Origin of the sequence: Niallia laureatilytica, assembly GCF_046613985.1 — a bacterium.
GTDB lineage: Bacteria > Bacillota > Bacilli > Bacillales > Cytobacillaceae > Niallia.
On sequence record NZ_JBKKHP010000001.1, the window covers coordinates 79,610 to 94,776 of the forward strand.

The 15,167-nt window shown below is 39.1% G+C and carries 13 protein-coding genes, 2 pseudogenes and 1 riboswitch; of the genes and pseudogenes, 4 read left to right on the forward strand and 11 right to left on the reverse strand.

Translation table 11 applies throughout. The features are described from left to right. The first annotated feature begins 164 nt into the window (after nucleotides 1-164). Together ACLIJJ_RS00415 and wrbA are read left to right on the forward strand one after the other, a co-directional pair. Nucleotides 165-1,625 (forward strand): aldehyde dehydrogenase family protein, encoded by a 1,461-nt coding sequence (locus tag ACLIJJ_RS00415; protein WP_341076949.1) that lies wholly within the window; start codon nucleotides 165-167, stop codon nucleotides 1,623-1,625. Between the two features lie 29 nt (nucleotides 1,626-1,654). Beyond that, a complete protein-coding gene (wrbA, locus tag ACLIJJ_RS00420; RefSeq protein WP_233313785.1) occupies nucleotides 1,655-2,272 on the forward strand; it encodes an NAD(P)H:quinone oxidoreductase in 618 nt (205 codons plus the stop codon). Nucleotides 2,273-2,312: 40 nt separating this feature from the next. Here wrbA and ACLIJJ_RS00425 read toward each other — a convergent pair whose 3' ends face one another. The 5 genes and pseudogenes from ACLIJJ_RS00425 to fni form a co-directional block, all read right to left on the reverse strand. Continuing rightward, nucleotides 2,313-2,990, reverse strand: coding sequence for a glycoside hydrolase family 25 protein (locus ACLIJJ_RS00425; protein WP_411410618.1), 678 nt, complete (start codon nucleotides 2,988-2,990; stop codon nucleotides 2,313-2,315). 55 nt (nucleotides 2,991-3,045) lie between these two features. Continuing rightward, the gene (locus ACLIJJ_RS00430) at nucleotides 3,046-3,651 is read right to left on the reverse strand and encodes a GNAT family N-acetyltransferase (protein WP_341076954.1); all 606 of its coding nucleotides are present in this window, start codon (nucleotides 3,649-3,651) and stop codon (nucleotides 3,046-3,048) included. Nucleotides 3,652-3,919: 268 nt separating this feature from the next. Further along, nucleotides 3,920-4,478 (reverse strand): annotated as a pseudogene (locus tag ACLIJJ_RS00435) (DUF6434 domain-containing protein). Nucleotides 4,479-4,581: 103 nt separating this feature from the next. Then, nucleotides 4,582-4,932, reverse strand: a complete 351-nt coding sequence (locus ACLIJJ_RS00440) for a hypothetical protein (RefSeq protein WP_233313783.1) — start codon at nucleotides 4,930-4,932, stop codon at nucleotides 4,582-4,584. Nucleotides 4,933-5,072: 140 nt separating this feature from the next. Further along, on the reverse strand, nucleotides 5,073-6,143 hold the full coding sequence (gene fni, locus ACLIJJ_RS00445; RefSeq protein WP_341076962.1) for a type 2 isopentenyl-diphosphate Delta-isomerase: 1,071 nt from the start codon (nucleotides 6,141-6,143) through the stop codon (nucleotides 5,073-5,075). 199 nt (nucleotides 6,144-6,342) lie between these two features. Between fni and ACLIJJ_RS00450 the strand changes: the two genes are divergently transcribed. After that, nucleotides 6,343-6,882: a GNAT family N-acetyltransferase gene (locus ACLIJJ_RS00450; RefSeq protein ID WP_237941460.1), complete on the forward strand. Its 540-nt coding sequence runs from the start codon at nucleotides 6,343-6,345 to the stop codon at nucleotides 6,880-6,882. A gap of 37 nt (nucleotides 6,883-6,919) precedes the next feature. On the opposite strand, the gene ACLIJJ_RS00455 is transcribed toward ACLIJJ_RS00450, so the two are convergent. From ACLIJJ_RS00455 to ACLIJJ_RS00470, 4 genes are all read right to left on the reverse strand, one after another. Next, entirely contained in the window at nucleotides 6,920-7,666 is a 747-nt protein-coding gene (locus ACLIJJ_RS00455) for an MBL fold metallo-hydrolase (RefSeq protein ID WP_411410418.1), read from the reverse strand. A gap of 329 nt (nucleotides 7,667-7,995) precedes the next feature. Next, nucleotides 7,996-9,711, reverse strand: coding sequence for a glycosyl hydrolase family 18 protein (locus ACLIJJ_RS00460; protein WP_411410419.1), 1,716 nt, complete (start codon nucleotides 9,709-9,711; stop codon nucleotides 7,996-7,998). A gap of 401 nt (nucleotides 9,712-10,112) precedes the next feature. After that, nucleotides 10,113-10,721, reverse strand: coding sequence for an energy-coupled thiamine transporter ThiT (thiT, locus tag ACLIJJ_RS00465; protein WP_411410420.1), 609 nt, complete (start codon nucleotides 10,719-10,721; stop codon nucleotides 10,113-10,115). A gap of 105 nt (nucleotides 10,722-10,826) precedes the next feature. Next, nucleotides 10,827-10,929: riboswitch (TPP riboswitch) on the reverse strand. Between the two features lie 51 nt (nucleotides 10,930-10,980). After that, nucleotides 10,981-12,477, reverse strand: coding sequence for an aminotransferase class V-fold PLP-dependent enzyme (locus ACLIJJ_RS00470; protein ID WP_233313777.1), 1,497 nt, complete (start codon nucleotides 12,475-12,477; stop codon nucleotides 10,981-10,983). A 104-nt stretch (nucleotides 12,478-12,581) separates the two neighbouring features. Here ACLIJJ_RS00470 and ACLIJJ_RS00475 point away from each other — a divergent pair, with 104 nt between their 5' ends. Beyond that, nucleotides 12,582-13,541, forward strand: coding sequence for a tyrosine-type recombinase/integrase (locus ACLIJJ_RS00475; protein WP_411410421.1), 960 nt, complete (start codon nucleotides 12,582-12,584; stop codon nucleotides 13,539-13,541). A gap of 135 nt (nucleotides 13,542-13,676) precedes the next feature. Here the strand turns inward: ACLIJJ_RS00475 and ACLIJJ_RS00480 are convergent. Together ACLIJJ_RS00480 and ACLIJJ_RS00485 are read right to left on the reverse strand one after the other, a co-directional pair. Beyond that, nucleotides 13,677-13,934 (reverse strand): annotated as a pseudogene (locus ACLIJJ_RS00480) (hypothetical protein); the annotation flags it as partial. A gap of 122 nt (nucleotides 13,935-14,056) precedes the next feature. Next, nucleotides 14,057-15,013, reverse strand: coding sequence for a LacI family DNA-binding transcriptional regulator (locus ACLIJJ_RS00485; protein ID WP_411410422.1), 957 nt, complete (start codon nucleotides 15,011-15,013; stop codon nucleotides 14,057-14,059). Nucleotides 15,014-15,167: the final 154 nt, after the last annotated feature.

Sequence of the window (15,167 nt, forward strand, 5' to 3'; positions counted from 1 at the left end):
CTGCTCCCAGCTTAAGTCTGGGGCTTTTTTATTTACCATGCCTTATTATCATGTCTGTTATACAAAACCCGTTAACGTTTGCCGGAAATTTCATCGGGTAGAATAATATGGATGAAACTCAGCAAGACTAGGACAAGACTATATTTTAATCAGAGGTGTATATCTTGGAACATTTTGAAGAGCTAAACAAAAGTTTTATTGATGGCGTATGGACAGAAGGAAAAACAGGCCGAACATTCGAGGATAAAAACCCATATGATCAATCGCTTATCACTTCGTTTAGTTTGGCAACTGCCGACCAGCTCCATGCTGCATTTACTTCAAGCGTTAAAGCGCAAAAAGACTGGGGCAATAGAACACCTGAAGAAAGACTTGCCGTCCTTAAAAAGGCAAGTGAATTTTTGCGTGATAACAGAGAAGAAATTGTCTCCATTATTTCAAAGGAGACAGGCGGAAGTTCGATTAAAGCAAATGTAGAATTTGACTTGAGTCTTAACTACTTAGAGGCTTCGTTTGATCTTGTAGACAAGATTCATCAAAAACGAGAGATGGCAGAAACAACCGAAGGGAAAAAAAACTATGTGTACAGGCTGCCATTAGGTGTTATTACCTCTATTTCGCCGTTTAACTTTCCGATGAATTTATCGATGCGAACAATCGCACCAGCTTTAGCCCTCGGAAATGCTGTTGTTCATAAGCCAGATGTGCAGACAGGCCTTGCCGGAGGCTCTATCATCGCTCGCGCTTTTGAGATTGCCGGACTGCCAAAAGGCGTACTGCAGGTCATCCAGTCAGACTTAGAAGAGCTGGGCGATGAGATGCTGACAAGTAAAGATTCTGGTTTAATCAGCTTTACGGGATCAACACCTGTCGGCAAACATATTGGTAAAATAGCAGGCAGTATGTTAAAACGAGTTGCTTTAGAGCTTGGCGGAAACAATCCATTTATCGTTTTAGCAGATGCAGATATCGATAGAGCTGTTGATGCAGCTATTTTCGGTAAATTCATTCATCAAGGACAAATATGCATGATTATAAATCGGTTAATCATTCATAAGGATCTTTATGAAGAGTTCGTGCAAAAGTATATAGACCGAGTTAAGCAGATTCCATATGGTGACCCACAAGACCCAAAAACCATCATTGGACCGCTCATCAATGAAAAGCAAGCAGATAAAGCGATGGCTATTATTGAAGAAGCTAAAAACGAAGGCTGCCAATTGGCTCTGGAAGGTGAAAGAATCGGTAATCTTTTAACACCATTTGTGTTTATTGATGTCGATAACAGAAGCAAATTGGCACAATCAGAATTATTTGCCCCGATTTCGACGATTATTAAGGCAGATTCAGATGAACACGCCATTGAACTAGCGAATGACACAGAATACGGACTAAGCTCAGCCATCTTTACAAATGATCTTGAACGTGGCAGAGAACTTGGCTTGGCAATTGAAAGCGGCATGACTCATATAAATGACCAAACCGTAAACGATAGTCCTACTGTGCCATTCGGCGGTACAAAAGCAAGCGGTATGGGACGCTTCGGAAATGAATGGATTGCGGAAGAATTTACGGTGACGAAATGGATCTCTGTGCAGACGAAATTCCGCAAGTATCCATTTTGAACATAAATAATGAATAGGAGGAATTTTCAATGACAGTTAAACTTGCTATTGTTTACTACAGCTCAACAGGTACAAATTATCAGCTTGCACAATGGGCTGCTGAAGGCGGCAAAGAAAGCGGTGCGGAAGTAACGATTTACCGTGTTGAAGAGCTTGCTCCCCAAAGTGTGATCGAAGGAAATCCAGCTTGGAAAGCACATATTGAAGAAACTAAGGATATTCCTGTTGTCACACCTGAGGTAATTGAAAAGTCTGATGCTATTATCTTCAGCACGCCAACACGCTTTGGCAATATGGCAGCACAAATGAAACAGTTTTTAGATACAACAGGAGGAATTTGGTTCCACGGCAAGACGGTAAATAAAGTGGTCAGCGGGATGACTTCAGCCCAAAATCCACATGGTGGACAGGAAGCTACCATTCTTAGTCTGTATACAACTATGTATCATTGGGGTGCAATTGTCGCCACACCAGGATACACAGACCAATCCTTGTATGCAGCAGGCGGCAATCCGTATGGAACAAGCGTTACTGTAGACCAGAACAACCAGATTGTCGGTGACAAAGAAGTGTTTAAAAAAGCGGCAAAAGTACAAGCACAGCGTGTCGTTCATATAGCTGAATTGATTAAGAACGGTAAGCAATAGCAAAACAGAGCATTCTTGACTTCAAGAATGCTCTGTTTCGTTATTTTCCGTATGCTTCAAACTCAAGGCTACTGCCATGAAATACATTCATATCAATAAATTTTTCTTCACCGTTATAGCCAGCCAGTTTTTCTTTATCTGTGTATTGCCAAAAAATCCAATGACGATGATCTGCCAGAGAGGGATTTGTAAAAACATCGCGAATCCAAATATCTGTATCTTTAAAACCATTTTTTATATAAAGATTATATGCTTTTTGAGTCGCATACAGAATGACTCGTTGGCCGTAATGCTCTTCAAGCAATTCAATCATCGTACGCAATTCTTGTTCCACATAACTGCGCTTTGGAGGATTTTTGTGATTATTTCCATAAAACTCCACATCAATCACTGGCGGCAATGCAGCATTTTTTTTTGGGACTGTGTTAATAAAATTTTCTGCCTGTGTTTTGCCACTGCTGTCATAGCTGAAAAAATGGTATGCCCCAACTCGCAGGCTTGTTTTATTTGCTTCTAGCCAATTGTCAGAGAATTTTTCATCCACGAAAGAGCTGCCTTCTGTCGCTTTTATAAACGCAAAATCGATTGCTTGCTCCTCTATTACAGGCCAGTTGATATCCCCTTGGTAAGCCGAAACATCAATTCCCTTTACTGAATAATTATTTGCCTGAAATTCATTTGGGATAAAAATTCCCTGCCGCCATAAAATGGCAAGCATAAGAATGAAGGCAATAATGATAAATAACAACACTAAAATCACTTTATGTTTACTTTTAAGTCCACTCATGTTCTAGAATACTGAAAAGCAATGAATCTCGCCAACCATCACGTATCAGCATATCCTCCCTTAGTCTTCCCTCCTCCGTCATGCCTGATTTCTTTAAAACCTTTGCTGATCCAATATTTCTTGGATCACATGTGGCGTAAATTCGGTGAAGGTTTTTTGTTGAAAAACCAATCTCAATTAGCTTTTTGGCGAGTTCTGTTCCATATCCTTTGCCCCAATAATCAGGATGAATAATATAGGAAATTTCACCAGTTTGATGATAAATATCTCTGATGTTTAATTCTCCGGCACCTATTACTTTGAGGCTATCCGGAAGAAAAACACTGTAAACAAATCTCGTACGCGAATGATGCTGTGCATCTATCAGTACTTGATCAACAAATGCAGCCGATTCTGCTTCTGTATTAGGACCCCAAGGCTGATATTTGCATACGATATGTTGTGATGCATATTCATGAACAGCTTGCCAGTCTTTTCGCTCCATTTCCCGCAAAAGAATTTTCTCTGCTGCCACTTTTTTTCCCTCCTTCACTTGGATGCTCGTTAAAGATGAAATTCTCCATACTGTTTCCATATTGTTTTGATTCGGCACTTATACATGAAACTCCTTTGGAGTTTACATCTATCTTTCTATATGCTAAGTTTTTATTTCAAGCTGCACCTAAAGGAGGATGCAACATCAAATTTGGCCAGAAAGTTATTTATAAAAGCAAAATTCATATTGTCTTCTTTGATTATGGAAACGGGCTCGCCGAAATTCAAAACCCCTACACGAAAGCTATAATTCTAGCAAAATACGAAGATTTAATTGTGAGATTGAAATAAATGCCATCCCATTAGGATGGTTTTTTACTTGTGTTTTAACGTTTATATGCATTGCTGCCTGGCAGTTTCTTAATCGTATTCCATGCCTGAATCGCTTCATCGCGGCTTTTCCCTCTGTTGTTAGGATCTGCAAAAAAATCACGTATAAACCGATTATATTCAAATGGAGGAGCAATTTCTCTCTTATAATTTGGATCCTTTTTCCGTTCCTCCTCCTCATGCCATGCGGCGACAGCATCTCGATATGTTTTCCCTGCATTATTGCGAAAATAGTTTTGCATAAAAGTAGAAAAATGAAATTTTTTCCCTATTGCAGATACGAAAAATGCTCTTACCTGTTGACTGCAGCGATGGTTTTCGGTTATTACAGTATTTAATGATAAACTTTCCCGTTGCGTTTTTGGCGATTTTGTTCTTGCAGGCTTCCTGATTTCTCCTGTTTGTAGAAACACCTCTATTCTTTCTGTCAACTCAAGCTTAGACCCAGCTGCACTCAACCCATTTGTCCGGCAAAACTGCTGCAATTCAGTTTTCAGCCAGTAATACTCTTGGAAAAGAAGCAACCGTAATTTCTGATGACAATTCCGGTCTCATTCCCCTCACCTCCATAGTTAATTATTTCCATTATAGAACATTAGTTCCTTTTTTACCATAAAAAAGAGAGCTGCCAATGCAACTCTCTCTAAAATTTTCCATATTAAAATGCGTAGCTGTATAACCCATAATATAACGGGCCAACAAATATAATAAAAAAAATGATGACAATAATAAACGGTACATCTTCCTCCGGCTCTTCGCCATAATGGTCGTTTAGAAAAACCCCATATAAGATTTCCCATGCCAGCCCTACAAAAAACACAATCTTCCAAATTAATGGTGTCCATATTTGTGTGTCTGTCACAAAGCCAAATAAGCCTATCCATGTTATGACAGAAAGGGCAAAGTCTATTTTTGACAAGGTTGTCTTATATTTTCCCTTTATTAAAAATCCAATTGCTGCTGTTCCCAGCAAGCCTATGTAAATAGTCCAAAATATAGTTGCAAACATGCTGTTCCTCTTTCTCCAAATTAACAAAAAACTAGTGCTTGAATATTGATAATATCATATTTACATAGCAGGAAAAAGAAAGGGCTATTAAAAAAAGTAAAAAAAGATATATTACTGAGCTAATATTTGGATTAGCCCAGTCATTTTGGTCGTCTTCTAGCTAACCCTTGCCAATCATGCCCTCTTGCTTCACTCCATTCTTTTACCCTTCCAGTTGCGACAATGGGGCAGCTGTGCAGGCTGGCAATAGATTTTGCTCCTTGCAGAACTAGAAGTGTCTTTAAGTGCTCTTTCCACTCTTCCAGTTCGTCTATCAATCCTACCACACCTTCATTATGAAGAATCTTTAAAAACGGGCCGGCGATTCCAGCTGCAGCTGCTCCTAAAGAGAAGCATTTGACTGCGTCAAGGGGGTTGCGTATTCCTCCTGAAGCAATTATAGTCAGCTTACCTAATACTGGCTGTGCTTCCAGCAAAGATACAGCAGCCGATTGGCCCCATTCCTTTAAATAAGCAAAATCACGTTTGCTTCTCCGCTCATTTTCAATATGGATAAAGTTTGTGCCACCCCTGCCCCCTATATCGACATACTGAATTCCCGCATCACTCAATTGCAACAATGTATCAGTGCACATGCCAAATCCTGTCTCCTTCACGATTACGGGCACATCCAATTTTGCCGCCATTTTTTCCAACCGCAGAAGTATATTAGTGAAATCCCGTTCTCCTTCTGGCATGACAAGCTCTTGCGGCACATTCACATGAACCTGCAGTGCATCTGCTTCAAGCATGTCTATTGCCTTAAGTGCGTAATCAATGGGAACATCTCCACCAACATTGGCAAACACAATTCCCTTTGGATTTTTCTTTCTCACAATTTTATAGGTATGTGCTAATGCTTCATTTCTGATGCCTGCATGCTGAGAACCAACTGCCATCGCAATCCCTGTTTCCATGCAAGCTTCAGCAAGAGCTCCATTAATCTCGCCTGACTTTTCACTGCCGCCTGTCATCGCATTAATAAAGATTGGATATGGGAGGGATAGTGGACCTATCTTGGTCTGCAGCTTTATATCTTCTATTCCAGTCTCCGGCAAGGAGCGGTGAATCAAGAATAAATCATCAAAATCAGCGTGTGGCAAGTAGTTCTGTTGTAAAGCAAGCTCAATATGTTCTTCTTTTCGTTTTTGTCGTATTGTTTTCTCATCCATAAAAAACAGCCTCAAATCTTTCCAACTTTATCCTTTACTCTCCCCCATTTGACTAACTCGTATTCTAGGCTGATTTTACTTTCATAAAGTTCTTTTTTGTGGTTTAGCTATCACTGTACAATAAGGTGAGAAACTTTAGATAATAATCCCCCTTTCTATATGATTTTTGCGTTATATTAGTAGTAAGGTGGTGGAAAGGATGTTATCTAGTACACATATACATATAAGACGATTTTCCTTAGAGGATGCAGAAAGTCTTTTAACGTATCAGAATGAGAATAAAGCTTTTTTTGAGAGATTTTCAATGGAGCGGGATCAGCACTATTATTCTCTTTTAAGACAGCAGCAATTAATTGCTGATTGGGAACAAAAATGGAAGGCAGACACTCACTATCAATTCGGCATATTTGAAAATGAAAATCAGAGACTCGTTGGAACAATCAGCTTGTTTCAAGTTGTAAGAGGCTCACTGCAAAGTGCATTTATCGGGTATTTTATCGATTACGCTCATAACGGCAAAGGTTATGGAACAGAAGCAGTTAAGCTTGTTGTAGAATATTCCTTTACAAGACTTAAGCTTCATAGAATCGAAGCAGGGGTAATGCCACATAATATCGGCTCAATCCGAGTATTAGAGAAGGCAGGATTTCATAAAGAAGGTATTGCCAGAAAAAATGTAAAAATTAATGGCAACTGGGAGGATCATCAAGTTCTCGCTATCATAAACCCTGCTGATTAGATAAGCAGACATGTATGAACATGTCTGCTTGAAAATTTTATGGAAACACAAGGGGCTGCTGTATCTTCACCATTTGTATTCCGTATTTTTTCTCTATTTCTACTGCATCAATGTCATCAGCATAATGCATACCGTATAAAGATGGAAGCGCAAGCTTGTCAGAATAATAAGCTATCACATCATCTATATAGGAATGGACCGGTGTTTGAATAAAGGAAATATCATGAAATAGTGCTTTCGTGTTTTCATCAAAATGTTTATCAAATAAAGCTTCCTCATGCTTGCCAATATCACTTGTATAAATGATATTAACATTATCATTCTTGTCAGACAGTTTAAAGCCCATTGAGAGCATATCTTTCGCATGTAAATTATCTGTTTTAATAAACTCTATTTCATAGTCATTGCCTAATTGAAAACCATCCTTTTCGTAATGCACGTGGAAATAATCGCTGAGCTGCAAACCGTCTGTAAATAATCCAGCTTTCAGCACATCCTCTATCCCTTCAGCTAGCTCTGCACGAATCCACAAGTTTGGCTTATAACTATACAGCCACATGCAGCGCTGCGCAAACTCCTCCAAGCCCCCGACATGATCTGCATGCAAATGGGTAATCATAATATCTGTTACATCCGTTTCTTTATAGCCAGCCGCAGGCAGACTGAAGCGCAACGTCGTACCGGCATCAACCAAAAGCTTTCTGTCGCCTAGTTCAAATATATAATTATTATGATAATGCTTTGTAAAAGCACCACCTGTTCCTAATGGATACACTTTAATCATGTAGGAGCCTCCTTAAATTGCTATTATGTACTAGTTTAGCTTATGTTTTTCTATATGCAAAGCGGCAAGGGTGAAAGATTCTTTATTTTAAAAAGCCATACAGAGACACTAATTCTTTACAATCTTACACAATTAGCTTTTGAACCCTCCTTATCTTGAACGTCTCCTAAAACTGTGTCCTTTCATTAACATAAAGCAACGGACTAATCTTGACTGCATCCACTTGAAAATGAAAAGACAAAAGCACACCCTTTCATGATAAACCGAATCCAAAAGTTTTTGTCAGCATACTAAAAAGCCCTTCTTGCATAACCAAGAAGGGCTTTTCTTTATTTGCTGTTGTCTTCTTCTAAATCCATGGCTACCCATGCTGACTCGTCTGCAAAGTAGCGGGACCAGCTCGCAATTCCTGCCAAATCATACTCTTCTACAAGCTTTGCACGCTTAGATAAAGACAATTCATCTTCCAGCCAAATTTTATAGGTGGATTTTGTTTTTGAATCATAGTATTCGCCGTAGTTTTGGCCGCTTTCTTCATCATACGTTGGATTTACTTTATACGTATCTAACCATTCCTGCACCTTTTCCATGGAGAGACTCTCAGATGAGATTTCCCCGTTTTCCTTCTCTTCCCATAAACGTGCATATAATGGCACACCTAACACTAGCTTTTTATTCGGCACTTCCTCAAGCAAAGTCTGCAGGTTGTTCTCCACCCATGGAAGACTTGCAACACTGCCGGCTGTTGGTGAGGTTGCCCAATGCTCGTCATATGCCATAACAACTAAATAGTCGACAATCTCAGATAGATGATCTCTTTCAAAGAAAGCAGAGTAATTTCCGCCGGCAATGAATGTGATATCCATCGAGACTGTTAAACCTGCATCATGGAAGTAAGGCGTTGCTTCTCTTACGAACTGCGTCACATATTTGCCGTCCTCTTCATTTACATTCTCAATATCAATATTGATGCCGTCAAGGTTGTACATTTCACTGTATACAAGGAGCTGCCTGATTACTTTTTGTCTCGTCTTGAAGTCTTTAAAGACATCATGAGTCTTTTGAGGGTCAAAATCATTGGAGAATAACCCCCATACTTGATAGCCTTGCTTATGCGCCCATTTTACGTAATCCGCTGAGCCGAGATTGCTGACATTTCCTTTGTTGCCAGACAGCTTAAACCATGTAGGTGACACAACATTAACACCATCCATTTTAGGAATTTTTGAAGTGTCTGGATTCTTAGAATAAACAGCTTCCCATGTAAGGTTGACTGGACCGTCTATTTTTTTCAGCGCAGGCGTTTTTTCCTCTACTTCAGCTTTAACTGTTATCGTATCCTCTGTATTAACAAGGTCTTTTTTAATATAACCTGCAACCCCATTGCTCTTACGCACAAAATAGTAGTCGCCCTCTTCCTTCTCAATCGTTACAGCTTCCTTTTGCTCCAGCTCACCAGTATAAGCAGAAAAAAGAGTCGGTTCTGTACGAAGCCTAGCAAAATCATCACGCACTTGTTCAGTGCTGAAAGTTGCCGCTGTTTTTTCCGTACCATCTTTCTCCAATAAAATGGCATTTGTGTCCTCACTAAGTTGGGTAAACTGGTACGGATAAAACTCGATTAACGGTTCAACTGCTACATAAACTTCCCCATTATCATCCTTTATTGGATGAAACTGCAGATCCACCGTTTCATCATTTACAAAATACGAAACAGATTCAGATGGAAACTGAACCACTTTATCTTTTGTTGTCGCTATTACCGAATTGCTTTCAGAATCATATGTGATGCTCTCATCTATATTTTCTTGCCAGAAGCTCAAAGGCAAGTAAGCAGTCCCATTGTCTATTAATGCATTGCCAGCCTGTTTTCCATCTAAAATAATCGGGTTTTCTCCATTAAAGTATTCAGCCGTTTTAGAGCTTGCAAATGGATAGAATATAAAGAAGATGCTCGTCACTACCAATAGAACAGCAAATGCTAGTCCCAGCAAGAATTTATACTTGTTAGGCCTTTTTGGTGCTTGAAAAGATATTTCTGCCATTACCTTCCTCCTGTGATGCATATCAAATGATGCCATATTTTTTCTATTTTAATAGAAAGATATTTTTATTCTAACATGAAAAAAGAGCAGACAAAAGGAAGAGCCTTTTCCATTTTTCTGTAAGTGTTATTCTGAAGGTTTGACAAGCAGGCTGCCAAACATTAAGTCAGCGTCTGTTTGAATCGGAAAGGATCTTTTTAACGAAAAGTCTTCTAAATCATAGATATTATCATTTCCTTCGATAATATATAGATAATCTTTATAGATTTCCCTTTATTCTTATATAAGCTAATTTTATATATTTGTTAACGTTTTCAAAATGACCAAATTAGTGTACTTTGTGAATATTTAATGAATATTACATCCAAAAAGGAGCCCTCTTTAGGACTCCTCTCCAACCACTATTTAGCTTCTGTATTTCCGGCATGATACCCTGTGCGCCCAGCAGGACGATTGAGCACTAATCGCGGTGCTGCTCCAAGCAGAATAACAACGACAATGGCACATAGTATGGATGCACCGATGAATGGAACTCCATTGTAAAAGAGTGAATAGGCAAAGGCTGACTGACCTTTTGGTGCGTATTGAGCCCAGATTGTTACGCCAGCAAGAAAGTGCCAAAAATAACGGACAAAGCTTCCAAAAAGGATGCCGGCAACCATTAATAGTGACGCGGCGCCTTTTTCACCATTTTTAAATTTATTTTGAATAGCTGGCATGAACAGCCCGGCAAGCCCGATGCAGGCAAAGGCAAGGAAGTACTCAAGAATAACTTGCCAAAAAGCCAGTGCTTGTAAATCTCCTGTGACGATTTGCAGCAGCCCCCATAAAAAGCCGGCTGCAACGCTTGCTTTAAAACCCCAGCGGAAAGCAATGATAAAGATTGGCACCATTGCGATGGAAATAGAGCCGCTTGCGCCAAGATGTATCGATGGCAGCAAATCCAGTACTAGTGCAAAGGCTGCGAAGATGGCGATTTCAATTAAAACAACTAACCCCATTTTTTTCATAAAAAAATCCCCCTTGTTATATATGCATACCAAAGGGGAGATGAAGTAAGATTAATGTGTTTTTTCCGCATAAAAAAGTTAAGAATAAACTTATCTACTTAGCTAATTGTCTTTTAGCCACGATCCCTACGCTAGTATTAACTAACAGGTTCTAAGGGTCTGATCATTTAAGATCACTCTCAGCATACATGCTCCCCCTGTGGTTTGCTTTTTATTCAATTGTATATATTTTAGCATACACTTATTTAAAAAGCAGTTTCTATTTTAAGGAGGATTTAAAAATATCCGTATGATTATCATTACTTCGTAATGCACAAACATATTCATTGCTTCGAGGCATATAGCAGTAATCCTTCTGCCATTCTTCTTTATACATGATTATCTTTTTAAAAGCATGGATAATAGAATAAACTTCCTTATTGGTCATTGTCGGGTGAAGCGAGATTCTTATCCACCCTGGTTTATTTGTGAAGATGCCCTTTTGAATCTCTGCACTTATTTGCTTAGATTGCGCTTTACTCATACCAAGCAAATAGTGACCGTATGGGCCGGCACATGAGCAGCCGCCTCTTACTTGAATGCCGAATCGGTCATTCAAAAGCTTTGCTCCAAGATCAAAATGCAGCCCTTCACAAATTACGGAAATAATACCATGGCGGTTTTTATTTTCACCGTCCAGTATCGTTATTCCTGGTATTTTACTTAATTCTGTCATTGTCAAAGCGACAAGCTCCTGTTCACGCTGCTGCATTTTCTGGACATTCATTTCTTCCTTTAACTGAATAGCGAGAGCAGTCCTAATTGCTTGAAGAAAGCCTGGTGTTCCGCCGTCTTCCCGCTCTTCCAAATCCTTTTTATAAAGAATGTCTCCCCATCCGTTCGTAAAGTCAACTGTTCCTCCACCTGGATGATCAGGAATTTTTGCATGAATGAGCTTTTTATTCATTATAAGAACGCCGCTTGTACCTGGTCCACCTAAGAACTTATGAGGCGAAAAGCAGATGACATCTAGGAATGCTTCCTTATCCTCGGGATGCATATTCATGGTTTCATATGGGGCGGATGCAGAAAAATCAACAAGACAAATCCCGCCATATTGATGCATTAGTTTTGCTAGCTGATGATAATCAGTTTTTCTGCCCGTTACATTGGAGCAAGCAGTAAACGCTCCTATTTTCATATGCCTTTGCTTATGCAATAGAAGCAGCTCCTCTAAGTGACTGTAATCCACATCGCCATTGGCATCTGGCCGGATTGTGATTACTTCTGCTGCAGTTTCAAGCCACGACAGATAATTGGAGTGATGCTCCATATGTGTTACAAAAACAATTGGTCTTTCCTTAATAGTCAGCGTTCGTTTGTCCATATGTTTAATGCCGATTAATCTTTGAAATTTATTGATAACACCTGTCATGCCAAAACCATCAAAGATTAGAATGTCATCATCATTTGCATGCACGTGATTTTTAATGATGCTTTTTGCCTCATGGTAGGCATTTGTTATATAGGTGCCAGTTATGTTGGACTCTGTATGTGTATTTGCTACATAAGGACCAATTATGTCAACAAGGTTATCTTCAATTTTCCGATACAATCTTCCGCTCGCTGTCCAATCAGCATATAATAATTTTTGGGTACCATAAACAGTAGGGTAGGCAAAATCATCTCCGATAATATGTTTCTTGAATGAGCTAAAGTGTGATTCTAGCTCCGTCCCAATCACATATGTCGATTCTCCAATTTTTGCTCTTATCAACCTAAATCCTCCCTCTCTCTCACTTACTAACCTATGTTAAAATAAAGAAAGAAGTTAATCTAAATCCAGAAAAATTTTTAAAAAAAGAAAGGGGCTGAAAGCTTATGGCTATATTACCCGATTTTGCTCATGCTTTCCTAGAGGATTTGCACGAAGCCGGACGCTCTAAATTGACGCTAAAACAATACGAATCAGACTTGAAGAAGTTTTTTTCTTGGCTTGAAGCAGAACAGAAAAAAACGGATATGGATACGTTAAAAGCATTAAGAAAAGACGATATTCAAAAATACTTCGTCTACCTGCATAATAAAAAACTTTCCCATGCGACGATTCGCCGGTTAGCGACAGTGCTGAGCCGTTTCCTGAAATATTATCAATGTATTGCAGCCCATGATATTCATAAATTATCACACACAGCACCGCTCCGTTCCTTAACAAACAATGATTTTATTGAGAGTAAGGAGTTCACTAAACTGATCTATACTATGAAACTTCGATACTCGGAAGCAACAGGAAAAAAAGCAGCACGAAATTTTTTAGTGGAGCGTAATGCTGCCATTGCATCCCTTATCAGAGCATTCGGGTTAACACCGACAGAAGTGTATGCCATAACGATGGAGCAAATGAATCTTTCGCAAGGAGAGCTTTCGATACCTTTTGGAACAACGATGAAAAAGTTTGCTGTTGAAAATCAGATTATGGAAGATATCAGGACATATTTTTATTCTATTCCGAAGCTGTTTCGCCCGAAATATCACTCTAAGGATCCGCTTTTCGTTGCTTTTAATAATGTGTCTCTATCCTTTCAATATGATTATGACAGACAGAAGCCAAAAGCTTTATCCGTTCGTGCCATCCAGGAAATGATAAAGGATGAAGTCAAGCGGGCAGGCTTGCGAAAAATATCAGCAGTGACCTTACGGAATACAGCCATTTTAGAGGAAATTCAGCAAGGCAAATCTGATGAATATATTATGGAACGCTTCTCTCTTACAAGTGAAGCAGCATTGAGAAGATATAAACAATACTTGCTTGCGATGGATGAAGAAGTCTCCTCCAAGTAAATAAGAGCAGATGGATAATTCCATCTGCTCTTTTTAATCAGGCAAAGTGGTCAACTTCTTTTTTATTAAAAATACCTTTTCTAAAAACAGTCTAATCCGCGGGTATTTATCCTTCTTCTCCCACTTGCTTATCATCGTTAATACACTTGTTTTCGTAGACGCATAAGAGCCTATTGCAGAATAACCATAAAACCATCCCATAAACAGACCTGCTGTTAAACTATGTCTATGGCTAAAAAAGACAGAAATTATTAGTCCTAAAATAAGAGCGGTTGTTGGTCTGAATTTTTTAGGAATAGGAAAAAGCCACTTTATAAGCTGTGTAAGTACCATCACAATCGGCACTGCCGCCACGGCATCCCAGAAATTCGTCTGTATTGTCGGAAAGTCCATCATAGCCCCCCTTAAGATAGAAAAGCTCCATGCTCTTATTTTGCTGTTGTTATAAGGAAATATGCGGGTTTAGTAAATATAAAAAAAGCCTCAAGTTCAAAAACTTAAGACTGTAATAACCATTACGAAGAACCGCCAACTGTTATCGTAACCTCAATTTGTTCATTTTCAACTGCTTCATTTGATAGCAGCTTTAATAAATTATTAGCAGCGATACAACCCCATTCATAGCTGGAATAGCTGATGGTGCTTAATCTTGGCACCATATATTGTGCTAATTCAATATTATCAAAACCTACAAGGAACACATCTTTGCCTATTTTATATTCCTTATCCTGAAGATAATTATAAATCCCAACAGCCATTTCATCATTTAAGCAAAATATTGCAATCGGCTCCCTGCAGTCTGCAAAAATTTGTCTTGCTGCCTCTTCGCCAGAATCTTTTAGGAAATTACCTTGTATTTCAATCAGCTCCACATTTGGGAACGAAAGTAATTCCTCCCTGACACCTTCCAGCCGTTTATTGGAATCATAAGAACCAGCAGGACCTGTAACTGCATACAGCTTGTTCACCATATGATGAAGAAGCTTCCTTACAGCTATTCTTGCACCAGCTTTATTATCCAAAAGCACTCCTTTAATATTTTCATGATTAAGCTCCCTGTCGAGCACTACGATTTTATAGCTTTTGTCAGCATAATTAAGCAGCTCTTCGTCAGTAAATGCCTGATCTAAAATAATACCGCCATCTATAACCTTTTCGAGTAAAAGGCGATGAGATTGAACACCAGAGCACGCAATTAATTCATACCCCTTCTCATTTAAAGCCTCACGCATCCCCCGAAGCAGCGGACCATAGAAATATCCTCCATAATCCGCCAAGAAGACACCGATTATCTTTGTTTGCTTTACCTTTAGCATTCTTGCCGCAGCATTAGGAACATATCCTAACCGATCAGCAATTGCCAATATCCGGCTTCGTGTCTCTTCCGTTACTTTTGGGCTCCCATTAAGCGCATACGAAACGGTTGAAATCGATACACCTGCCTCTTTTGCGATATCCTTAATTCCTGCCAATACGAATCCCTCCAATCTTGTAAAAGTTGCTATGTAAAATAAATCAATAATACTATTTTATCAAAATTACTAGGATAGTTCTTGTTGTGTGCAAGTTATTTTTTATGTAAGGAAGGGAGCCAGGAAATCGTCTGGATTTCCTGGCTCCGCTTAT

Excerpts from the sequence above, each read along its gene's own strand:
- wrbA (WP_233313785.1), top strand. The coding sequence starts at position 1,655 with ATGACAGTTAAACTTGCTATTGTTTACTACAGCTCAACAGGTACAAAT.
- ACLIJJ_RS00425 (WP_411410618.1), bottom strand. The coding sequence starts at position 2,990 with ATGCTTGCCATTTTATGGCGGCAGGGAATTTTTATCCCAAATGAATTT.
- ACLIJJ_RS00440 (WP_233313783.1), bottom strand. The coding sequence starts at position 4,932 with ATGTTTGCAACTATATTTTGGACTATTTACATAGGCTTGCTGGGAACA.
- fni (WP_341076962.1), bottom strand. The coding sequence starts at position 6,143 with ATGGATGAGAAAACAATACGACAAAAACGAAAAGAAGAACATATTGAG.
- ACLIJJ_RS00450 (WP_237941460.1), top strand. The coding sequence starts at position 6,343 with ATGTTATCTAGTACACATATACATATAAGACGATTTTCCTTAGAGGAT.
- ACLIJJ_RS00455 (WP_411410418.1), bottom strand. The coding sequence starts at position 7,666 with ATGATTAAAGTGTATCCATTAGGAACAGGTGGTGCTTTTACAAAGCAT.
- ACLIJJ_RS00460 (WP_411410419.1), bottom strand. The coding sequence starts at position 9,711 with ATGGCAGAAATATCTTTTCAAGCACCAAAAAGGCCTAACAAGTATAAA.
- thiT (WP_411410420.1), bottom strand. The coding sequence starts at position 10,721 with ATGAAAAAAATGGGGTTAGTTGTTTTAATTGAAATCGCCATCTTCGCA.
- ACLIJJ_RS00475 (WP_411410421.1), top strand. The coding sequence starts at position 12,582 with ATGGCTATATTACCCGATTTTGCTCATGCTTTCCTAGAGGATTTGCAC.